Annotated in this window: 24 protein-coding genes; 3 read left to right on the top strand and 21 right to left on the bottom strand. The window is 56.7% G+C overall.

What is annotated here, in order from left to right; translation table 11 throughout:
• Both ACLJRS_RS06475 and ACLJRS_RS06470 read left to right on the top strand, forming a co-directional pair.
• On the top strand, positions 1-1059 hold the full coding sequence (locus tag ACLJRS_RS06475) for an FUSC family protein (protein WP_001200854.1): 1059 nt from the start codon (positions 1-3) through the stop codon (positions 1057-1059).
• Between the two features lie 244 nt (positions 1060-1303).
• Positions 1304-1639 carry a DUF496 family protein gene (locus ACLJRS_RS06470; protein ID WP_000450405.1) on the top strand — a complete coding sequence of 112 codons (336 nt, stop codon included), beginning with the start codon at positions 1304-1306 and terminating at the stop codon, positions 1637-1639.
• Between the two features lie 33 nt (positions 1640-1672).
• Here ACLJRS_RS06470 and pduX read toward each other — a convergent pair whose 3' ends face one another.
• The 21 genes from pduX to pduA all read right to left on the bottom strand — a co-directional run bounded on the left by pduX (position 1673) and on the right by pduA (position 18447).
• Positions 1673-2539, bottom strand: a complete 867-nt coding sequence (pduX, locus tag ACLJRS_RS06465) for an L-threonine kinase PduX (RefSeq protein WP_001673791.1) — start codon at positions 2537-2539, stop codon at positions 1673-1675.
• Between the two features lie 93 nt (positions 2540-2632).
• Positions 2633-3847, bottom strand: a complete 1215-nt coding sequence (gene pduW / locus ACLJRS_RS06460) for a propanediol utilization propionate kinase PduW (protein ID WP_000120641.1) — start codon at positions 3845-3847, stop codon at positions 2633-2635.
• Positions 3832-4284, bottom strand: coding sequence for a propanediol utilization protein PduV (gene pduV, locus ACLJRS_RS06455; RefSeq protein WP_000826280.1), 453 nt, complete (start codon positions 4282-4284; stop codon positions 3832-3834). The genes pduW and pduV overlap by 16 nt, the downstream gene beginning before the upstream one ends.
• 4 nt (positions 4285-4288) lie before the next feature.
• Positions 4289-4639 (bottom strand): propanediol utilization microcompartment protein PduU, encoded by a 351-nt coding sequence (pduU, locus tag ACLJRS_RS06450; RefSeq protein WP_000441098.1) that lies wholly within the window; start codon positions 4637-4639, stop codon positions 4289-4291.
• Positions 4639-5193, bottom strand: a complete 555-nt coding sequence (gene pduT / locus ACLJRS_RS06445; RefSeq protein WP_000075774.1) for a propanediol utilization microcompartment protein PduT — start codon at positions 5191-5193, stop codon at positions 4639-4641. Before pduT ends, pduU begins: the two co-directional genes overlap by 1 nt.
• 2 nt (positions 5194-5195) lie before the next feature.
• Positions 5196-6551 carry a cobalamin reductase PduS gene (gene pduS / locus ACLJRS_RS06440; protein WP_001271293.1) on the bottom strand — a complete coding sequence of 452 codons (1356 nt, stop codon included), beginning with the start codon at positions 6549-6551 and terminating at the stop codon, positions 5196-5198.
• Entirely contained in the window at positions 6548-7660 is a 1113-nt protein-coding gene (gene pduQ / locus ACLJRS_RS06435; protein WP_410957764.1) for a 1-propanol dehydrogenase PduQ, read from the bottom strand. Before pduQ ends, pduS begins: the two co-directional genes overlap by 4 nt.
• 11 nt (positions 7661-7671) lie before the next feature.
• Positions 7672-9066 carry a CoA-acylating propionaldehyde dehydrogenase PduP gene (pduP, locus tag ACLJRS_RS06430; RefSeq protein ID WP_001097680.1) on the bottom strand — a complete coding sequence of 465 codons (1395 nt, stop codon included), beginning with the start codon at positions 9064-9066 and terminating at the stop codon, positions 7672-7674.
• Complete coding sequence (gene pduO / locus ACLJRS_RS06425; protein ID WP_001029488.1) at positions 9063-10073, bottom strand: two-domain cob(I)yrinic acid a,c-diamide adenosyltransferase PduO; 1011 nt, start codon at positions 10071-10073, stop codon at positions 9063-9065. Before pduO ends, pduP begins: the two co-directional genes overlap by 4 nt.
• 9 nt (positions 10074-10082) lie before the next feature.
• Entirely contained in the window at positions 10083-10358 is a 276-nt protein-coding gene (pduN, locus tag ACLJRS_RS06420) for a propanediol utilization microcompartment protein PduN (protein WP_000549825.1), read from the bottom strand.
• 3 nt (positions 10359-10361) lie between these two features.
• Complete coding sequence (pduM, locus tag ACLJRS_RS06415; RefSeq protein WP_001012970.1) at positions 10362-10853, bottom strand: microcompartment protein PduM; 492 nt, start codon at positions 10851-10853, stop codon at positions 10362-10364.
• The gene (locus tag ACLJRS_RS06410) at positions 10850-11482 is read right to left on the bottom strand and encodes a phosphate propanoyltransferase (protein WP_000356713.1); all 633 of its coding nucleotides are present in this window, start codon (positions 11480-11482) and stop codon (positions 10850-10852) included. Before ACLJRS_RS06410 ends, pduM begins: the two co-directional genes overlap by 4 nt.
• Positions 11482-11964, bottom strand: coding sequence for a propanediol utilization microcompartment protein PduK (gene pduK / locus ACLJRS_RS06405; protein ID WP_001284393.1), 483 nt, complete (start codon positions 11962-11964; stop codon positions 11482-11484). Before pduK ends, ACLJRS_RS06410 begins: the two co-directional genes overlap by 1 nt.
• A 3-nt stretch (positions 11965-11967) precedes the next feature.
• On the bottom strand, positions 11968-12243 hold the full coding sequence (gene pduJ, locus ACLJRS_RS06400; protein WP_001057755.1) for a propanediol utilization microcompartment protein PduJ: 276 nt from the start codon (positions 12241-12243) through the stop codon (positions 11968-11970).
• Positions 12244-12261: 18 nt separating this feature from the next.
• Complete coding sequence (gene pduH / locus ACLJRS_RS06395; protein ID WP_000377962.1) at positions 12262-12612, bottom strand: propanediol dehydratase reactivase beta subunit PduH; 351 nt, start codon at positions 12610-12612, stop codon at positions 12262-12264.
• On the bottom strand, positions 12602-14434 hold the full coding sequence (gene pduG / locus ACLJRS_RS06390) for a propanediol dehydratase reactivase alpha subunit PduG (protein ID WP_001268891.1): 1833 nt from the start codon (positions 14432-14434) through the stop codon (positions 12602-12604). Before pduG ends, pduH begins: the two co-directional genes overlap by 11 nt.
• Before the next feature lie 15 nt (positions 14435-14449).
• On the bottom strand, positions 14450-14971 hold the full coding sequence (gene pduE, locus ACLJRS_RS06385; RefSeq protein ID WP_001090606.1) for a propanediol dehydratase small subunit PduE: 522 nt from the start codon (positions 14969-14971) through the stop codon (positions 14450-14452).
• A 14-nt stretch (positions 14972-14985) separates the two neighbouring features.
• The gene (gene pduD / locus ACLJRS_RS06380) at positions 14986-15660 is read right to left on the bottom strand and encodes a propanediol dehydratase medium subunit PduD (RefSeq protein ID WP_000405049.1); all 675 of its coding nucleotides are present in this window, start codon (positions 15658-15660) and stop codon (positions 14986-14988) included.
• 10 nt (positions 15661-15670) lie between these two features.
• A complete protein-coding gene (gene pduC / locus ACLJRS_RS06375) occupies positions 15671-17335 on the bottom strand; it encodes a propanediol dehydratase large subunit PduC (protein WP_001256886.1) in 1665 nt (554 codons plus the stop codon).
• An 18-nt stretch (positions 17336-17353) separates the two neighbouring features.
• Entirely contained in the window at positions 17354-18166 is an 813-nt protein-coding gene (gene pduB, locus ACLJRS_RS06370; RefSeq protein WP_000097497.1) for a propanediol utilization microcompartment protein PduB, read from the bottom strand.
• Complete coding sequence (gene pduA, locus ACLJRS_RS06365; RefSeq protein WP_001183618.1) at positions 18163-18447, bottom strand: propanediol utilization microcompartment protein PduA; 285 nt, start codon at positions 18445-18447, stop codon at positions 18163-18165. Before pduA ends, pduB begins: the two co-directional genes overlap by 4 nt.
• A gap of 524 nt (positions 18448-18971) precedes the next feature.
• Between pduA and pduF the strand changes: the two genes are divergently transcribed.
• The gene (pduF, locus tag ACLJRS_RS06360; RefSeq protein ID WP_001000023.1) at positions 18972-19766 is read left to right on the top strand and encodes a propanediol diffusion facilitator PduF; all 795 of its coding nucleotides are present in this window, start codon (positions 18972-18974) and stop codon (positions 19764-19766) included.
• Positions 19767-19937 lie beyond the last annotated feature (171 nt).

Raw genomic sequence — 19937 nt, 5'->3', positions numbered from 1 at the left:
GTGCGTGCCGATAAGTCATTAAGCCCTTTTGAAATACGGTTGTACCGTCATTATCGCATCGTGCATGGCATACGTATCGCCCTGGCGTTCATTCTTACCTTTCTGCTGGTTCGTCTGTTTTCTATTCCCGAGGGCACATGGCCGCTAATCACGTTAGTGGTGATTATGGGGCCCATCTCATTCTGGGGAAATGTAGTGCCTCGTGCTTTTGAGCGCATAGGCGGTACGATTCTGGGCGCGGCGTTAGGGCTGGTGGCGCTACGCCTGGAGCTCTTTTCCTTACCGCTGATGCTGGTGTGGTGTGCGATAGCGATGTTTTTGTGCGGCTGGCTGGCCTTAGGGAAAAAACCGTATCAGGCGCTACTGATAGGCATAACGCTCGCCGTTGTTGTCGGCGCTCCCGCTGGTGATATGGATACGGCATTATGGCGTGGCGGGGATGTGATTTTGGGGTCGCTACTGGCAATGTTGTTTACCGGCATCTGGCCCCAGCGCGCCTTTTTGCACTGGCGCATCCAACTGGCTCATTGCGTCACGGCGTATAATCGGGTGTATCAGGCAGCGCTGTCGCCGAATTTGCTGGAGCGCCCCCGGTTGGATAAACATTTGCAACGGTTGCTGAACGATGTCGTCAAAATGCGCGGGCTGATAACGCCTGCCAGTAAAGAAACCCGGATACAAAAATCTATTTTCGAGGCCATTCAGACCATCAACCGCAACCTGGTTTGTATGCTTGAATTACAAATCAATGCCCACTGGGCGACGCGCGCCAGCCATTTTGTGATGCTTAACGCGCACACATTGCGTGAAACCCAGCAGATGACGCAGCAAACCTTGCTAACGATCGCCCACGCGTTGTTTGAAGGCAACCCGCAGCCGGTACTGGCAAACACCGGTAAACTGAATGATATTGCTGCCGAGTTGCGGCAGCTAATGAACGAGCAGCAGGGCGACGCGGTGGCTGAAACCCCCATCCACGGCTATGTTTGGCTAAGTATGGAAACGGCCCGACAGTTGGAACTGCTTTCACATTTGATCTGCCGGGCTTTGCGCAAATAAAAAGCAGATGGGGCGAATGAATTTGTTGCTGCTTCGATTCAGCAAAGATTAAGAGTATGATACTAATATAAGGATAAAATGAGTGCTACTGGCAACGATTTTATCCCCGAACCTTCAGGTTTCCACAGGCGGCGACGTAACGGTGTTTCCTCTGGCGGCTTGAAGTATGACGGGGATAAACGTAATGTTTATCCACTAGCAGTTGCTTAACGAATCCGAATCTCACATTATCAGGGGTGTAAAAATGGAAACAACCAAGCCTTCTTTCCAGGACGTGCTGGAGTTTGTTCGTCTGTTCCGTCGCAAAAATAAACTGCAGCGTGAAATTCAGGACATTGAGAAGAAGATCCGTGACAACCAGAAGCGTGTGCTGCTGCTGGACAACCTGAGCGACTACATCAAGCCAGGTATGAGCGTTGAGGCGATTCAGGGTATCATCGCCAGCATGAAAAGCGACTATGAAGATCGCGTTGATGACTACATCATTAAAAATGCCGAAATCTCCAAAGAGCGTCGCGACATTTCCAAAAAGCTGAAAGCGATGGGCGAAATGAAACACGCCGATGTAAAAGCCGAATAATGCGCTACGGCAGTGGGAGCGTATATCAGGCTCTCACTGCAGTTTGACTCCGCCTGTGACCATCTTGAGTAAATGTTGTTTTGGCCAGTGTCGGGTAAGTTTTTTCTCTGCCAGCTTACCTTTCAGGCGCGCAATGTCATGACGTTTCCGGTCCAGCATCAGACCCACCACGCTACCGCTATGTGCCACGTTCAATCCGTATAAATCACACTCTTCGACCAGCGACAGCAGGGCGGTAAATCCTGGCTTAGGTAACAGCGTCTGGCTGGCGATAGCGCTAAGCGTAGCCGCCTCACCCAGTTGGAGCGGATTTTGCGTTATACAGGCTTCCTGCACCAGATTCCAGGCCTGCTGCAAGGTTGGTGAACTTGCTATTAATTTCTGCTGGCGAGGGAGACGGTGGTAATCTTGCGTGCGCAGTGTGACCGGACTTTCCAGTACCAGCAAATCGATTGGCGGCGGTGGCTCGCAGGCGATTTGCGTGGCCGCATTATTATGATCAAACAGCGTTAACTGATGAAAAACGGTGCTATCAGTGGGTTCGATTGAGACGCAAAGCTGTGCAAGGGTAGTTTCATCCAGCGAATGGCCAAGATGATGCGCCGTTGCCACTGCCGTAGCGGCAATATCTGCGGTGCTGCTGGCCATGCCTTTGGCAACGGGAATTGACGAACGCACATCGACGCGAATCTCATTACTCCAGTGCGCAGGATACTGCCAGTGCGCCAGAACGCGCTCCACCATCGCCCGCGACAATGGGCGTTCGTTTACCAACGGCGGCGCAGCCGTGACTGCTACGGTGCTGTACCAGTCAACGGGGCAGGAGACCAGTTTCTCACTGCCCAGAATCCATCCCTGGATAAGTTCCCCGCATGAGGCGGGGCATTGCGCAACAGCCACGTTATCACCTTTCAGGTACGAATAGTGTGCGCGCATAGTGTCATGGTAAAAGCGTTATTACCATGACTTGCCGCAATGCGTCGTATAACCCTCTCAGGCTGGTACACAAAGCCCTTCCGTGGCCGGTAGCGCAATGCGCATAACGTCTTGTGCGATCATTAACTCTTCGTTGGTGTTGATGACGGCGACTTTCACCAGGGCGTTCTCCGTCTGGATAAATGTCGCATTACGCTGATTTTTCTCTTCATCAACGGCTAAGCCTAAAAATTGCAAATTATGGCACACCGCCGATCTGGCGCGCGCTGAGTTCTCGCCAATTCCCCCAGTGAATACCAGCGCATCCAGTCCTCCCATTTGCATAATATAGCTGCCAATGGTGGCGCGAATGCGTTCGGCAAACAGAGTGAGAGCGAGTTTAGCCTGCCGGTTACCGGTATTGGCTGCCTGTTCGACATCGCGGTAATCAGACGACACGCCAGAAACGCCCAGCAAGCCTGACTCATTATTTAATAACTGATTCAACTGTTGCGGTGTTTTGCTTTCGCGCTGGGCTATCCACGGCAGAATAGAGGGATCAATATCTCCGCTACGGGTGCCCATCATCACGCCTGACTGCGGCGTAAAGCCCATCGACGTATTGACCGAACGCCCGTTCTTGATGGCGCAGATGCTGCTACCGTTTCCAAGATGACAACAAATCACCCGTAATGCGCTGAGTGGTACGCCCAGCTTTTCCGCCAGAACGCCGCTGACATACTTATGGCTGGTGCCATGAAAGCCATAACGGCGAATCCCCAGTTCCGCGTAATAATGCCAGGGAAGCGGGTAAATATAGGCGGGTTCATCCAGCGTCTGGTGAAATGCCGTATCAAACACGGCTACGGAAGGAGCATCAGGCAACAGTTGACGAAAAACGTGAATACCCAACGCGTTTACCGGGTTGTGAAGCGGGGCCAGTTCAGCAAGACGTTCGATTTGCGCTAACGTTTCATCCGTGACCAGCGTCGAGTCTTTAAAAAACTCACCGCCGTGCGCCACACGATGGCCCACCCCGTCAATGTCCTGCAGACTGTTAATGATTTGATAACCCAGCAGCTTTTCCAGAAGCAGCGTTACCGCATCGCGATGATCGGCAACGGGGACGGTTTCCTGCCATTTTTGGCTGTGCGTCTTAATTGTCACCTGCGCATCCGCCATACCGATACGCTCAATCAGCCCCTGGCAGAGCATGTCGCCCTGCGGCATCTCCAGCAGCTGGAATTTTAACGATGAGCTGCCGGCGTTAATGGCCATTATTTTGTAAGACATAAAGGTTCCTTCGAATTCAGAAAATCCAGCACGGCGTCGAGACCCGAATTATTCAACGCGCTGGTAATAAAAATCTGCCGGGCGCCAGCCTGCGTAAGCCATTGTGCGACCAGCGAAATACGCTGCGGGTCGGCGAGATCGGCTTTGGTGACAAGACCAATCGTCGGGCGGTTCATCGGGACGGTAAAACCCGGAGAAAACGGCGACCACTGGGCGTCGGCATTTAACACCAGGGCGATAACGTCGGCCTCGCAGGCGCTGGTCAGCAGGGCGCTGTACAGACAGCGGTTCTCCAGGTATTCGCCCGGCGTGTCGATAGCCATCGGCGACCATTCAATGGCCTGGGTTTTCTTATAATGGAGCGCTTCGCCGCGCAGGCTTTGGGTCAGCGAGGTTTTGCCGCACTGGCTGGGACCGATAAACATCAGACGCTTCATGACGTTACGTCCGGGTGATCGAGCAAGTGGTGAACTGCATCATCTCGCCCAGTGTGCGCGTCACCTGCTTAAGGGCATATTCCACGGCGGAAACATCGCCAGTCAGCACCACCGCGCCGGTAAAGCGGTCAAGAAAACCAATCTCCACCGCGCCGGATTTGGTAGCGATATCGCAGGCGATAATCGAGGCTTCGCTCGGCGTGATGGTAAGGATGCCAATGGCGGACACCGCATCCGGCAGGCCCAGCTTCTTAAAGAGAGCTTTGCCGGGATTGGCAATCAGGTGCGCGAGGGTGACCTGTTTTCCCGGCACGTATTCCTGAATCATGCGATCCGTTGTCGGTTGTCTTTCCATTATCCCTCCACCATCTGTCGCCACATGGCTTCATGCGGGCGTGGGATCACCGAACGGTAAACCAACAACCCTTTCTCGCCCGCGCTTTCGCTGGCAACCGTCACGGCGTTATTGACGTCAGAAACGTCGCCCGCCACCACCATGTAGCATTTACCGCCGATACCGAAGGCCATATGCACCCGCACCAGGGTGACGTTTGAGCCTTTCACCGCCCGGTCTGCGGCGCTAATGCAGGCCGCCACGCTCCAGGTTTCGACGATGCCGACCGCCTGACGCTTATCGACGCTGTTCAGGCCGCTGATGGCCGGAAGTACGCTGGGATGAATATTTGCCAGCACCAGGCTGTCGACGAGCATCTCGCCGGCCTGCGACGTACCGGTTTCAATGGCCTGCTGGACAGCGCCGATATCCCCGCCGAGCATCAGTAAAAACTTCCCCGGGCAGATGGTCTTGCTGACCAGTAGATCGACGTTGGCGCTTTTCAGCATCGCATCGCCGAGTTCCATCCCTTTGGCAATGCTGGTGAGTTCTAAAATTCCTATAGCCTGAGACATGGTTAACCTCTTACAACCGTGATGGCCTGTTCGCTGATGGCCGATACAACGCCGTCGATGCTGGCGTGAATGGATGCGCCGAGCGCGCCAGGCGGGACATCGGCAACGCATTGCCCGCGCGTCACGCGCTCGCCGACGGCAACAGTCGGTACTGCGCTGGCACCAATATGCTGGCGCAGCTGCAAAGTGACTTTTTCTACTGACGGCTCTTCTTCAACCAGCGGCGCTTCCTGGTACCAGGGGCTTAGTCCCAGTTTGGCGATCAGCCGCTTCACTGGCACGAGGCGATATTTCGCCATCTCGTCGGCTGGATACAGCGGCCCTTCGTAGCGCTGGTTTTGCGCCCGCAGCTCGCGTTTTAACATGCGGTTGATGCGCATCGGCGAGATCCCGACCGGGCAGGCCACGCTTTCGCAAATGTTGCATTCCGAGCAGGTAAGGGCGCTCAGCAGCAGTTGCGGCGTGGCAGCCTGATGAAAGTTCACCGCCCGCACCAGCAGGTGCGGAGAGAGTTCGTGGCCGATCAGATGTCGTGGGCAGAGATCGGTACAGAGTCGGCACTGTTCGCAGACGGTGCGCGCGACGGAAAGCACTGTGCGCTCGTCCTGCATCCTGCGCTGGATAAGCGGATGGCTTTTTGGGAGCACCAGCAGGCCGCCGGTAGTTTTCGTCACCGGGTTATCAAGAGAGGTAATCAGACCACCCATCATCGGGCCGCCGTTAATAAAACCAGGGTCGTCGACCGTTGCGCCGCCCGCCAGCGCCAGCACTTCATGCAGTGACATGCCGATAGGAACGGTAACGGTCAACGGTCTGGCGACCGCGCCGTTCACGGTCAACGTGCGACGAGTGACCGGAAACTGCTGCTCGATCGCCCGGGCAATATTCAGCACCGTTTGCACGTTATTGACGACCACGCCGACGCTGGCCGGTAGCGCAGCCGGGGCGACCCGGCGGCCGGTTGCCATCCAGATAGTTAGCACCTCATCGCCCGCAGGATAAACATCCGGCAGGATATGCAGGCGGATACCGTCTGGCAGCAGTGGGGTGAGGGCGTCGATGGCCCGGCGGTATTTTTCTTTCAGGGCTATCACCCCTTCGCGCGCGCCGGTTGCCGTCATGGCGTACTGTACGCCGCGCACAAGGCGCGCAGCTTGCTGCCACATCAGTTGCTGGTCAACTTTGAGCATCGGTTCACACTCGGCGGCGTTCACCAGAAAAATCTCTACCTGCGCCTGTAGTTTGACGTGAGCGGGAAAACCTGCGCCGCCCGCGCCGACAACGCCCGCTGCGCGGACGCGCTCGCGAATTTCATCGGCGCTATGGGACATTTCAACGCTATTGATGGCGGCGCTCATAGCAGTTCCTCCAGCAGCTCGCGAATTTCCTCGGCGCTGGCCGGGCGCGGGTTGGTGCGCAGCGTGATATCCGCCAGCGCGGCCTGCACCATCGCCGGAATACGTGCGGAAAAGTCGGATCTTCCTTCTTTAAGCGCAACGGCCAGTGAGGGAAGGGCGCAGCGTTGCTTAAGCAGTTCGATTTGCTGAATCAGCGCATTGATTGCCGCAACGTCATTGGCTTCTGCCGGGCAAAAACCGCAGGCTTTGGCCAGCCGCGCATAGCGTTTGGCGGCGCGCGGGTCACCCGCGTTAAAGCGGATCACCGTCGTGAGCAGCAGCGCATTGGCCAGCCCGTGCGGCAGATGAAACTGTCCGCCAAGCTGGTGGGCTATCGCGTGGTTAAGCCCCAGCCCCGCCTGGCTGAAGGCCATCCCGGCGAGCGTTGAAGCGTTGTGCATTTTCCCGCGCGTCGCCACGCAGTCGCCTTTTTCCACCGCCGTGGGCAGATACTGGAACACCAGTTTGGCGGCCTTTTCCGCTAGCGCGTCGGTAAAGTCGCTGGCGCGCGGTGACACCCAGGCCTCCAGGGCGTGGGTCAGCACGTCCATGCCGGTGTTGGCGGTAATCTGCGGCGGTACGCTGACCACCAGCTCCGGGTCGAGGATCGCCATATCCGGATACAGCGCATTGTTGAACAGCGGATACTTGATGCCTTTATCCGGGTCGCTAATTACGCAGGCGCTGGTCACTTCCGAGCCGGTGCCGCTGGTGGTCGGGATCGCCACGCAGGTTTCGATGTTGATCCCGCTCTGCTGGCTAAACCAGACAATCGCTTTCGCCGCGTCCATTGCCGAGCCGCCGCCAAAACCAATCACCACCTGCGGTTGCAGAGCCTGCATTTGCGCAATGCCCTGAACCATTGTGTGGATGGTGGGGTCCGGCGTTATCTCGCTAAAGACGCTGATGCGGTTATCTGCGGGCAGCGCGTTACGCAGGGTATCCAGCAGCGGAGAGCGCGCCAGAAAGCCATCGCAGATTATCCAGATGTGCTTATTGGTAAAGCGCTTGAGCACCGCCAGGCTGCCCTGACCGCTGTACAACCGCGTTTGTAGTGAGAAGGTATTCATCGCGACCTCAGTTAGCGAATAGAAAAGCCGTTGGTCAGTACGCAGCGCCGGGAACGGGCAAAAGTACGCGCTGACGTGGTCCCTTCACCGGTTGGCGTGGCGATAGTGAAGGTGGTAAAGCCTTCGCCGCCGACGCCGATCCCGGCATAAGATGGGCCGTTTTTGACGAATATCGAGGTTTGCAGGGTGCGGGCCGCGAGGTTCAGGCGCGACACGTTCTGCGAGTGCATAATGGCGGTATGATGCAGTCCCTCTTCAACCTTCAGGGCCAGCGCCAGCGCGCTATCGAAATCGCTGACTTTTACCACTGGCAGCATCGGCATCAACTGTTCGCTGGTGACCCACGGATCGTCAGCGTTAACCAGCGCAATCAGCAGACGCGGCGCTTTTGCAGGGACAGCGATCCCGGCGGCTTCCAGCATGGCCGATGGGCTCTTGCCGACCAGTTTTTTATTCGCCTGGCCTTCAGGCAGGCAGACGGCGCGGAGTTTGTCGGTATCGGCAGGGCTTAACAGCAGCGCGCCGAAGGTTTGCATTTGCTGCACCAGACGTTCGGCGACACTCTCCACTACGATCAGGCTCTTCTCGGCAATGCAGGGCAGGTTGTAATCGAATGACGCGCCGTTGATGATATCTTCCGCCGCTTTCACCAGGTCCGCCGTTTCATCAACGATGCAGGGCGGGTTACCCGCGCCAGCGCCAATCACCTTCTTACCGCTCTTCATGCCCATTGCCACAATGCCCGGGCCGCCGGTAATGGCCAGTACTGCGATTCGCGGGTGGGCCATCATCTGCTGGGTCGCTTCGAAGGTGGGTTCCGCCACGGTCACCACCAGATTGCGGATGCCGCAGCAGCGGAAGGCAATCTCTTCAATCAGGCTAATCAGCTTCAGAGAGACCTTTTTCGCTCCCGGATGCGGGCTAAAGTAGATACTGTTGCCCGCCGCCAGCATGCTGATACTGTTGTTGATGATGGTTTCCGTCGGGTTGGTGCTTGGGGCGACCGAACCGATAACGCCAAACGGTGAGTATTCAAACAGCACCATGCCGCCGTCGCCGGTCAGCGCGGTGGTGGTGAGATCTTCTACGCCCGGCGTGTTGTCCAGCGCAGCCTTGTTTTTGAGAAATTTATCTTCTTTGTTGCCCATCCCCGTTTCATTGGCGCTCTCTTCCGCCAGGGGCGCCAGCAGCGGCGTCAGCTCCTGACGCATCGCGCTGATAATGGCGCTGCGGGTTTTTAGCGGGCACTGCTGATAACGTAAGAACGCCTGGTGCGCGGCGTCGATGGCCTCGCTCACGGACTGGAAAATCCCTTTGCCCTGAGGCTGGACCGGCGTTTGCGCCGGCGTGGTTAATTGCTCGCTAAGAATGGTGCGAATCAGGGTTTCGAGTTCAGAAGTATTCATTGATGAGTTCCCACGTTAATAGCCGCGATGGCGGTCTGTGCTATGTCCATGTCCTGCTCAACGCTGCCGCCGCTGATGCCAAGACCCCCAATTAATATGCCGCCGCGCCACAGGGCGTAACCGCCGCCAAAGGTGACCACTTTTCCCTGTAAATGACTTTCCAGACCGTAAAGCGCGGCGCCCGGCTGAACGACATCGCTCAGCTCATGGGTCGCCGTTTTCATCGCCACTGCGGTCCAGGCCTTTTTCGGCGCCAGCTCGCTGCTGACCAGCAGGGCGTCCGGCATCCGCCAGGTCACAGTTTCCGTGCCGTGCGCGTCAACGATGCTGACGACTACCGGAACCTGCAGTTGCTGCGCGCGTTCAACGGCGGCGCGGGTGAGCTGGTGCAGATCGTGGAATGAGAGGGCCACGGGCGTTGTCTCCTTGCTGCGGGTCGGCTGGCTGGCAGCCAGATAGCGCTTGCTAACTTCGCGGATGATGTTGGCCTGGTGCGCATCGCTATCTTCCGCGCGGGCCAGGGCGTACAGGCAGTCCGATAAGCGGTTGATGTAGCGCATCAGCACCTGGCGTACGTTGACTTCAGTTGCCAGTTCAACCAGACGGCGTTCGGCGCGGCGCGCCAGCGTGCGGGCAAAATGTAATCGGCTCGCGGCTTCGCAGCGTCCGGGTAAAATAAAGCTGTGCAGCGGTTCGACGCGGGCCATTGCCCGATCGATAGCGGCTTCCAGGGCCGAAATCTCTTCGCTGCTGATGTAGCGCTGTTTGGGCGACGGCTGCTCGCTGTCGCTGGCCAGCTCTGCGCTAAACCAAAAAAGTTGCTGCTGGATGGCCTCGAGTAAGGTGCGGTGATTTTCATCCGCAGCGGCGCAGGCGCACAGGCTCAGCGCGGCGTTCAGCTCATCCAGCGTGCCGTAGGCTTCAACCCGCGGGTGGGTTTTGCTCACCCGCTGGCCGGTAAACAGTGATGTGGTGCCAGCGTCACCTGTTCGGGTATAAATCGCCATAACCGCCCCTTAACGCGAAAGCGTATCTACAATGCCGACAACGGCGAGGTCGATGGCCTCATTTGGCCCGGAAAAAACGTGCCTGGCGCTGGAGCCGCCGCTGAGCAAAACCAGTTCGCCGACGCCCGCGCCGACGGAGTCCACGGCCACTTCATCGCCGGAGGTGGGCGAGGCGGGGAGTTCGCCATCGGCGCTGACCCGACGCACCAGCAGCAGCTTTTTCCCAATCAAAGAAGGTGATTTTTGCGTGGAGACAACCGCGCCCGTGACTCGTGCCAGATGCATGATTTACTCCTGCTTAATTAATTGAATATTCCGCGCATTAGCTGCTTCGCGCGCCAGGGCGGTCACGATGCATTTGCGGTGGATAACCAGACGCCCCCGGTTTAGCAGCGCGACATCGCGATAGCTCAGCACCGAACCCGCATGCAGAACCAGCGGCAGTCCGCGCTCATCGGTGAATACCACCGGCAGACGAGCCAGTTTTTTTACCGGGATAACCGGCAGCAGCTGGCTGTGCAGGCTGAGCTGTACGCGGATGCCAAACGCCAGCGCGTCGTGAATTTTCCGGGCGGCGGCATCGTCGGTTTCTGCATCCGCAAGCTGACCCAGCAGCGGCAGGTCGACGAGCAGGATGCGCAGCGACGCGTGCTGACAGAACAGCGCTGGGCAGTCGGCATCGCGAAGCTGCGCAACGCTCAGCGTTACCGTGCTCTGGGCACGGCGCTGCAGTCGGGAGACAATCTCCTCGACAATGCGCTGCAGAGTTTCGCCGTTCATCGCGGGCCTACCAGCCGGGCAAAGGCCTGCGGGTTATCGGCACCAGCGGCGTTGGCTTCATCGGTATCAATGTGCATTTCGAGGCGCATGTCCGGTGAAACGCGAATCGCCACGTTGTTGAAAATCAGCCCGCGATCGTCGCCTTCAATCGCCACGGAGACCATATCGCCGTGGGAAACCCGCAGGATCAGCGCATCAAGCGGCGACATATGAATATGCCGCTGCGCGACGATAACCCCGGAAGGTAGCTCCAGTTCGCCAAAGGGGCTGACCAGGCGGATGCCAGGTGTGCCCTTCAGGTTGCCGGACATTCTCAGCGGCGCGGCAATCCCCAGCGTTCTGGCATCGGTACGCGATATTTCTACCTGGCTTACCGAGCGCAGCGGGCCGAGCAGGCGCACATTTTTGAGCTGTCCTTTCGGCCCTACCAGGGTGACGGTTTGCTCCGCAGCATATTGTCCCGGCTGCAGTAGCGCTTTTTTTTCGCTGATGGGATGGCCGGGAAACAGCCGCTCATAATCCTGCGCGGACAGGTGGATATGACGGTTTGAGACGCCCAGCGGAATAGGCCGCTGGCGCATCTCGTCGAGAACTTTACGGACCGTTGATTGCAGAAGCTCTTTATCCATTACGCTTCACCTCGCTTGCCGGAATGAATGCAAAGCGTACGAGGTTCGCCCTTCTGGCGCGGACATTTTGGATCCAGACACAGATTGCAGCTGACCAGTTCTGATTCCTGCGGGGCCTCTTCGGCTGGCGCTTCAGAAACGACATCAGCTATCTCTGACGCTTCTGGCTCAGGTTCAATGACGGAGGGGGAGGGTGTCTCTGCGAGCAGGATCCCTTCTCCGGGCCTGGCGATAACCTTGTGGGCCACCAGACCATTCCGCTGTTCGGCAAATTGCGCACCGGTGGTGATGGCCGCCTGCACGGAGGCCACATCACCGGTAATTTTAATCACCATCCAGCCTGAACCATTGGTCTTTTCGAGGGCGAGCAGCGTGATAGAAGCGGATTTCGCCATGATATCGGCGCAGCTGATAGCCAGTGCCAGACCACAAACTTCAAGTAATCCCAGTGATTGCTTCACGCGGTGCTCCTTATTCGCCATCGATTAGGCTGATTTCGGTAAAATGGCCTCAACATCACTGTGCGGACGCGGGATAACGTGGCAGGATTTCACTTCACCCACGACGCTTGCCGCTGCGCTGCCGGCATCTACGGCTGCTTTAACCGCGCCGACATCGCCGCGAACCATGACGGTAACCAGGCCAGAACCAATTTTTTCGTAGCCCACCAGCTGTACGTTGGCGGATTTCACCATGGCGTCGGCAGCTTCAATGGCGCCTACTAACCCTTTTGTTTCAACCAGTCCCAGTGCGTTATTCATACTGCCGTTCTCCTGTGATTAAACATGGAGATCCCGAAAAGGGATCCCTTTGACCAGTCGTGCCGCGTTATTACCGGTGTTGCGTTGGGCCTGACTGTCCTGATGATGCATCAGCGTAAAAAGCGGCGCCGATGCGGGTAAATTCTTGTAATGCACGACCAGCGAGTGTCGATCGCAGGCGATGCCGACTAGCAGCGGCGAGCTGCGCGCCGCCTGCCAGGCGCTGTCAACGATATCTCCAGCCGGGTGATGCTGAAGCAGGAAAGGGATACCTTCCTCTTCGATACCCAGCAGCACTTCGTGCCAGAGGCTGGCGCAGTCGTTGATAACGGTAATGACGATGGCCGGGGCGCTGTGATTACTGTCCATGTGCAAACTCCTTGTGCCAGGAGAGAATCAGACCGGTGGCCACCGCGTTTCTTGGGCCTTCGCTGCCGCGAATATTTCCTCGCCCGGCGACCAGGCGGTAGTGCGCCAGCGCATCGGTGACCAGCTGCGGAACTTCGAAATCCAGCGACGAGCCGCCGACCAGCACCACGAACGGAATATCGCGAATGTTGCCGGTTGGACTGACCTGGCGCAGCGCGCGCAGGGCGTTGGTGACAAAGACGCGTTCTTTAGCGCTGCGGCGAATGGCACGCACTTTTTCCAGCGCTAAGTCGCCGGGAAGCGGCACCAGTTCGTCCGGTTTCACCACGCAGACGCGGGCGAACACCGTAGGAGGCAGCGGCGTCGGGAAGAACTGGACGCTGCCATCCTCGTGGCGTAAGTGGAACAGGCTTTCGACCTTCGCCAGCGGGTATTTTTTGATCTCTTCCGCCAGATAGCGGTCTTCCAGCCCCAGTTCGCGGGCAATAATCATCGTGACCATGTCGCCTGCCCCGGCGAGATGGGTGGCGATGATTTCGCCTTTAGGGTTGATGATGGAGGCATCGGTGGAGCCCGCGCCGAGGTCGAGGATCGCCAGCGGTCGGGTGGTACCCGGCGTGGTCAGCGCGCCGAGAATGGCGGCTTCAGCCTCAGCGCCGCCGATCTGCACGTCGATATTAAGCTTCTGCTCAATTTCACGGGCAATCATCGCCATTTGCAGACGGTCTGATTTCACCATCGAGGCGATGCCGACGGCCTGCTCCAGCGAGAACTCCCCGGCCAGACCGCCGGTGACGCTCACCGGAACCGAGGTGTCAACGGCCAGAAGATCCTGAATGAAAATCTCGCTGCTGGGCTTATTGGTTAGCTCGGCCATGGTCTGGCGTACGTGCTCCAGCATGCCGCCGATATTGGTCCCGGCCTCGCCGGTGACGTTGTCGAGCTTGCCGCAGCCGTCCACCGCTTTCATGATAGCTTCGGCACCGGCGGCAACATCCACGCGCACGGTACGACCCTGCGCCTGCAGCTCCAGGTTACCGGCGGGTATTGCGCGCGCTTTGACGTCGCCGGATGGCGTTTTAACGACCACGGCGGAACGGTTGCCAATCAGCGCGCGCGCCATCGGGACGATGTTTTTCGTCTCATCGGCGTTGAGGTTGAATACGGTGGCGATGCCGTAAGGGTTGGAGAGGGTCTCGATAACCTTCCCCGGCACGGCGACTTCAATCGCCGCCAGCATCCCCAGCGGAATGCGGTCGATGTACAGAACCTCGTCAACGATCGGCAGCGATTTTTCCAGCCGGTTGCTGACCAGTACGCCATCGTCGCGCTGCAAAATGACGCCGGTAATCTGGTATCCGGCACGCATTGAGGCGTTGATAACATTGGCGATGTCGGCAAAATCGAATGCCGATGACACCACCAGAATATAGGACGAGTCCGCCGGGCGGGTTAACAGCTCCTCCGGCGTAATCGTGATACCCACACCAAGGCCTACTCCGCCCGGTGTTTTTGGGTTATGGCCGATCATTGTCGATTCGGTGATGATGGTTTCGGTAATGGTTTCCATCGCCACATCGCCAATCACCGGCGTGGCTTCGTTAATGCGGATGAGCGAAATATCGCTGACATTGATCCCCGCGCGCTTTGCGACGAGGGCGAGCGCTTCCTGAATGCCGAACACGTTACGCAACGTGCCTTTGATCCCGGTGGTTTCCGCCAGCGCGCTGTGCGTAATCGTCAGTGTGCCAGTCTCATCTTGCCGCGCCAGTGCGACTTCCGTTGATGAGTTACCGATGTCAATGCCAGCTATATATCGCATTGTCTACCCCTAAAGTTAATCGTCGCCTTTGAGTTTTTTACGCTCGACATACAGCGTTGCCGCTTCGCGAACGAAAGCTGCGCAGATCTTCGCCTGATAGCGGTTTTCGAGATCGTCGGCGATAGCCATCAGCTCTTCTTTCGTCGAGCGATAGGGGCGAAGGGCGTTGTAGATTTCAAGAATGCGATCGTCCGGTACCGCGGTCAGTTCGGCGGCGCGTTCAAAGTTCATCGCCAGCCGGTCGCGGCCCGCATCTTTGGCGATAGACGCCTGTAAGCGCAGGGTTTCCGGGGTAATACGCATATCCTGAGCGGTGACTTTATTGCTCAGCACGTTTTCCAGCGTAAAGTCGTCCAGCGTTTTATTGGTGGCGGTTTTCACCCATTCCGGGTGTTTGTTCGCCAGCGGGTAGTCGCTGACCTTTGCGCTGCGGGACGTGCCGCCTGCCGCCGAAGCCGCGGCTGGCGCATCGCCCTGCAGGCTGTTCATGCGGCTCAATACGTCCCGAACCATCGATTCAATTGCGTCGGTATTCATGGAGTTATCCTTTATCAAAGCGCCACGCGCAGTTCCTGCGGGTTTTTGCCCGTCACGACGTACTTGGTCTCTTTAATGTGCAAAATGGCCGACTTTGCCTGGTACTTCGGGCGTGCCATCTGGTCATTCAGCGTAGGGACCGGCTGCGGTGATTCGCGTTTCGCATAACGGGCGGCGTTTTTACCAATCTGACGGTAGGTTTCCAGCGTCAGCAGCGGTGCTTGCGGGAACAGCTCCAGGTTGGAGAGCGGCGGTAGTCCCTGCTGGTGGATAACCGTAGTGCCTTTCGACTGGATGCCGATGGAAATGCCGGAGCCGCTCAGGCGGTTACCTTCAACGGCGACGAACGCCACGTCGGAAGATTTAAAGCAACGAATCACGCGCGCCCTGATACCTTCTTCTTCAATACCGGCAATGACTTCGCGCAGGATGCTCTTATGCGGTAAGCCGACGATATTAACAGTCTGTGCCAGGCCAAATGCCGGGCCGACGGCGATAATGACTTCGTCCTGCTGAGTACCCTGGCGCGCTTCGCCCACTTCGGTCAGAAAGCCGTCGCCCGCAGGCGCAGCGGTCTGTGGTGCTGTGGATGCCGCAGGCGCATTAAACGAGACGGGTTTATCGCTGCCCTTCATATCGCGGAGCACGTCTTCAATTATCTGGCGCAGCAATTTTTCATTAATTTCCATTTCTCACCCCTTAATCAATCTCGTTGGGATCAAGAGCGCCAGGGATGTTTTTAATCTCTTCCCAGCGTTCTCCCTGCAGGCGATAACCTGTTGCCGGACCGGCATAGTCATTGACGTCATTAACCGCAGAGAGCACTTGTCCGTCGCCGACGATAATGGCGGAGGTGTGCAAATAGTCGCCGGTTAGCTTGGCTTTCTGGATGTTGAGCATGTCCTGGGCCACGTCGGTAAACCCGCCCTGCGCCAGCGCTTTAACGACTTCCAGACCGTTGCGGTTTTTATTGATGATTTCCTGGGCGAACTTGATGTCTTCGACGATGTTACGCTCCGGCATATCTTTCGAACCGTGGGCATAGGTCGCGGCTTCAACTTCTTCATCGGTAATCGGCGGTAGTCCCATTCCGGCAAACACGGCCTGCAGCGCGCGGGCGGCTTTGTTACGGATGGCGATAACGTCCTCTTCACGAACCGGGCGCAGACCGCCGTCCACTTTCAGGTCACGCTGGATAACGTTGTAGTCGTCAAAGTCTTCCGCATCTTCGTTGGAACCGGCGAACATGTTGTCGTAGTTCGGCACCGCGGAATAACCGGAGGAGATAAAGTCGGTACCCGGCAGGAACTGCATCAGCAGGCGCGCGGTACGACGCATATCGGAGTGGGTGAAGGTCTGGTCGTTACTGGAGGCGCATTCCAGATCCAGTGACGAGCAGATCAGGTTTTCCGCCAGCACGGCACGAATACCTGACGGCACGGCAGACGGTACGCCGATACAGCTTACGGAGCCGTTTTGCAGCCCCTGAACGCCCGCGGCTTTGGTGATATAGATGCAGCGCGCTTCCAGATACAGCATGGATTTGCCTTCGGCGTAGCCCATCTGCACTTCGGAGCCGGAGCCGGAGGTGAAGCGCATTTTCAGGCCGCGAGAGGCGTAGGAAGAGGCTAAGAAGCCCTTCGACCATGGTGTATCGTCACCGTCGGTGAAGACCGGCTCGGTGCCGTAAACGGAGATGGTTTCGGCGTAGCAGGTGTGGCCCAGCATGCCGAGCTTCAGCTCGGTGGCTTCTTCCAGTGAGCACTGCGTCAGTACGCCCGGACGACCAACCTGAGAGCCGACCAACAGCGCGATGGCGTTGAACGGCGCGTAGCGTGCTACCGCAACCGTGGTTTCTTGTTCGTCAAACCCGCGCCATGCGCCTTCGGCGGCGTCGGCGGCAATTTGCACCGGGTTGTCTTTAACGTTGGTGACGTGCGCCTGCTGAGATGGCGTGCGGCGGGCGCGCATTTTCTGCATCGCCATCATCATCTCAACCACGTTCATATGCGAAACCACTTCAACAATTTTCGCCGGGGTCATCGCGGTGGTTAGCGGGACGATTTCGCTGCGCTTGACGTTCGGATCGCAGAGCATGTTAGCCAGCTTGATCGAATCCATCGCCATCACTTCTTCGGCGCGGTTCAGGTTGATGCCGTAGCGGGCGATAAAGTGGTCGATCAGGTCGAATTCGCTAACCGGTTTTCCGTCCAGCTCGGTTACCGCGCCGTTAACGATTTTTATCGACGGTTTTGGGTCGTTCGGGCTTTCCATCGCGATAAAGCCTTCTTCGATCCACTCCTTAACAAAGCCGTCCTGATTCACAGGGCGTTTCGCCAGTGCTTCAAATCTTTTCGATCTCATGAATCAGCCTCGTGGGTATCAGATGTAGGACGGGCGATCGTTTTTCGGTTCAGAACCGAGGGTCGCAAGGACGGTTTTGCCGATTTCGCGGGCGGAGGTCACCGCCTGACGGACCGCGCCGGAGTCGCCGGAAATCACCAGAATAGCTTCGTTACTAAAGCTGGTGCCGTGCGCCGGAGAGCTGTACGCCACGACTTCAACGTTGGCTGACTTCAGCGCGGTATCGGCCATCAGTACGCCGACGGAAGCCGGAGCGCCGACGATAATGCCGCAGGCGCGGCCAATCGGCGCGCCGAACGCTTTTTCCAGCGCATAGCTGGCGCGAGCGGTGTACTGCAGCTCGATATGTCCGGCTTCGTTGCCGTAAACATCACCGAAGGTGCGGTCCAGCTCTTTCAGCGCGACTTCGATACCGCGCTTGACGTCGGACACGTCGTTACCGCCTAAAATAATCAGCGAACCGTGGCCCGCTCCGCCTTTGGTATCGCGCGGCAGCTCAATGCTGACCACTTCGGTATTGGTGGCTTTCACCGCTTCGTCCGCCGCCATAATGTGCGGGCCTGCGCCGGTGCGGGCGCCGAGAATGCCGATGGAACGATAGCGCTTCTCAAGCTTCATCGCGTCCAGCAGGGCGGTATCGACGTTGGCGATAACCAGGCCCAGGGTATCGCCAATGGCGGTCCCGACAAATTCCGTTAAACTGCAGCTTTTTTCTGCCATAGCCGTCTCTCGTATAGGTTGGGGTTGACCAGGGATGGCCTGTTGTTCCGGCGTTGCCACACGGGCAATCACCTGCGCCATGATCTGTTCCACCAGCTCATTGCTGCTCATTGGCTAATTCCCTTCGGTAAGATTTTTTCTACATCGGTATGAGGGCGTGGGATGACGTGTACGGCTTTCACTTCACCCACGTTGCGTGCGGCTGCGGCACCTGCATCGGTGGCCGCTTTGACCGCGCCAACATCGCCGCGCACGATGACGGTTACCAGCCCGGAGCCAATCTTTTCATAGCCCACTAACATCACATTGGCTGACTTAACCATTGCATCAGCGGCCTCTATGGCTGCGGTTAAGCCTTTGGTTTCTACCATTCCTAGTGCTTCTTGTTGCATAAAGACCTCGCATGGAGTGTTCCGATAGTTGGGACTATAAGAAGATGCGAGGAAAAAGAATGGCTGACTTGCTGTTGAGCATCAGAAAATAATGGGAAAGCAATATGACTAAATTGTCTTTTGCTTTTATAACTTATTGATAAATTACATTTAATTTATTATTGTCTATATGATTATTTTGTTTTTATTATTTCATTTTTACATTTTTGTTAGTGACGAGAGTATTTTTATTTGATATGGCGAAAGACGCAAAATGTGATGCTTATTCGAAATTGATAAGTTGGCTTGTGCAATATTTTATTATTTTCACAGGCGTATTTTATAGCTCGAATCTCCCGTATGATGGGCTGCTAAAAATATCGGAAAAGCAAAATTTTGCTATCGCAACACGATTTTTCCGGGAGACAGGTTCGCAGGTTGCCAACAATTTACAGGCGGCACTTTTTATAGTGAGGTTAGCTGTACTCTACCGCCAGCCGAAACTTGCGCTGGCCAGGACACGAACTTTGCTCAGAAGGTGTCACATGAATGATTCTCTAAAGGCGCAATGTGGTGCGGAATTTTTAGGCACCGGACTCTTTTTGTTTTTTGGTATCGGTTGTTTGAGCGCGCTCAAAGTCGCAGGCGCCAGCCTCGGATTATGGGAGATTTGCATTATTTGGGGGCTTGGAATTTCACTGGCCGTTTACCTTACTGCCGGAATCTCCGGCGGACATCTTAACCCTGCGGTGACGATTGCGCTGTGGCTGTTTGCCTGCTTCCCCAAACAGAAAGTATTGCCTTATATTATTGCCCAGTTTGCCGGCGCTTTTGGCGGCGCTCTGCTGGCGTATGTGCTTTATAGTAGCCTTTTTACTGAATTTGAGACTGCGCATCATATGGTGCGCGGTAGCGTCGAAAGTTTGCAATTAGCCAGCATTTTCAGTACCTATCCGGCCGCAGCGCTAAATGTATGGCAGGCTGCGTTGGTGGAAGTGGTCATTACGTCGATTCTGATGGGCATGATCATGGCATTGACGGATGATGGCAATGGCATTCCTAAAGGGCCGCTTGCGCCTTTGCTTATTGGGATACTGGTTGCCGTTATCGGCGCGTCTACTGGACCCCTTACCGGTTTTGCAATGAACCCGGCGCGTGATTTCGGTCCCAAACTGTTCACATGGTTAGCGGGGTGGGGGAACATGGCGATGAGCGGTGGGCGAGAGATCCCTTATTTTATCGTGCCGATTGTCGCGCCTGTTATCGGCGCCTGTGCCGGAGCAGCCATATATCGCTATTTTATTGGTAAGAATTTACCTTGTAACCGCTGTGAACTGTAAGGAAATGCGAACCAGATTCACAGCAATGATGTATCGTAAAAACAGGTGAGATAATTTCGTGATCTGCTTTCACGAACTGATCAAAACGTCTCCCAGCAATGGGAGACTTTTGATATTGTCATTGTACTTTTTATCAGGGCCAGGATAATGCTAATAAAAAGTGAATGTAAA

The organism is Salmonella sp. SAL00670, assembly GCF_046552235.1.
GTDB lineage: Bacteria > Pseudomonadota > Gammaproteobacteria > Enterobacterales > Enterobacteriaceae > Salmonella > Salmonella enterica.
This window is presented reverse-complemented; position numbering and strand designations above follow the sequence as displayed.

What these genes read in the sequence shown, in the direction of transcription:
- ACLJRS_RS06470 (WP_000450405.1), top strand. Translation starts at nt 1,304, where the DNA reads ATGGAAACAACCAAGCCTTCTTTCCAGGACGTGCTGGAGTTTGTTCGT.
- pduW (WP_000120641.1), bottom strand. Translation starts at nt 3,847, where the DNA reads ATGTCTTACAAAATAATGGCCATTAACGCCGGCAGCTCATCGTTAAAA.
- pduV (WP_000826280.1), bottom strand. Translation starts at nt 4,284, where the DNA reads ATGAAGCGTCTGATGTTTATCGGTCCCAGCCAGTGCGGCAAAACCTCG.
- pduU (WP_000441098.1), bottom strand. Translation starts at nt 4,639, where the DNA reads ATGGAAAGACAACCGACAACGGATCGCATGATTCAGGAATACGTGCCG.
- pduT (WP_000075774.1), bottom strand. Translation starts at nt 5,193, where the DNA reads ATGTCTCAGGCTATAGGAATTTTAGAACTCACCAGCATTGCCAAAGGG.
- pduS (WP_001271293.1), bottom strand. Translation starts at nt 6,551, where the DNA reads ATGAGCGCCGCCATCAATAGCGTTGAAATGTCCCATAGCGCCGATGAA.
- pduQ (WP_410957764.1), bottom strand. Translation starts at nt 7,660, where the DNA reads ATGAATACCTTCTCACTACAAACGCGGTTGTACAGCGGTCAGGGCAGC.
- pduP (WP_001097680.1), bottom strand. Translation starts at nt 9,066, where the DNA reads ATGAATACTTCTGAACTCGAAACCCTGATTCGCACCATTCTTAGCGAG.
- pduO (WP_001029488.1), bottom strand. Translation starts at nt 10,073, where the DNA reads ATGGCGATTTATACCCGAACAGGTGACGCTGGCACCACATCACTGTTT.
- pduN (WP_000549825.1), bottom strand. Translation starts at nt 10,358, where the DNA reads ATGCATCTGGCACGAGTCACGGGCGCGGTTGTCTCCACGCAAAAATCA.
- pduM (WP_001012970.1), bottom strand. Translation starts at nt 10,853, where the DNA reads ATGAACGGCGAAACTCTGCAGCGCATTGTCGAGGAGATTGTCTCCCGA.
- ACLJRS_RS06410 (WP_000356713.1), bottom strand. Translation starts at nt 11,482, where the DNA reads ATGGATAAAGAGCTTCTGCAATCAACGGTCCGTAAAGTTCTCGACGAG.
- pduK (WP_001284393.1), bottom strand. Translation starts at nt 11,964, where the DNA reads ATGGCGAATAAGGAGCACCGCGTGAAGCAATCACTGGGATTACTTGAA.
- pduJ (WP_001057755.1), bottom strand. Translation starts at nt 12,243, where the DNA reads ATGAATAACGCACTGGGACTGGTTGAAACAAAAGGGTTAGTAGGCGCC.
- pduH (WP_000377962.1), bottom strand. Translation starts at nt 12,612, where the DNA reads ATGGACAGTAATCACAGCGCCCCGGCCATCGTCATTACCGTTATCAAC.
- pduG (WP_001268891.1), bottom strand. Translation starts at nt 14,434, where the DNA reads ATGCGATATATAGCTGGCATTGACATCGGTAACTCATCAACGGAAGTC.
- pduE (WP_001090606.1), bottom strand. Translation starts at nt 14,971, where the DNA reads ATGAATACCGACGCAATTGAATCGATGGTTCGGGACGTATTGAGCCGC.
- pduD (WP_000405049.1), bottom strand. Translation starts at nt 15,660, where the DNA reads ATGGAAATTAATGAAAAATTGCTGCGCCAGATAATTGAAGACGTGCTC.
- pduC (WP_001256886.1), bottom strand. Translation starts at nt 17,335, where the DNA reads ATGAGATCGAAAAGATTTGAAGCACTGGCGAAACGCCCTGTGAATCAG.
- pduB (WP_000097497.1), bottom strand. Translation starts at nt 18,166, where the DNA reads ATGAGCAGCAATGAGCTGGTGGAACAGATCATGGCGCAGGTGATTGCC.
- pduA (WP_001183618.1), bottom strand. Translation starts at nt 18,447, where the DNA reads ATGCAACAAGAAGCACTAGGAATGGTAGAAACCAAAGGCTTAACCGCA.
- pduF (WP_001000023.1), top strand. Translation starts at nt 18,972, where the DNA reads ATGAATGATTCTCTAAAGGCGCAATGTGGTGCGGAATTTTTAGGCACC.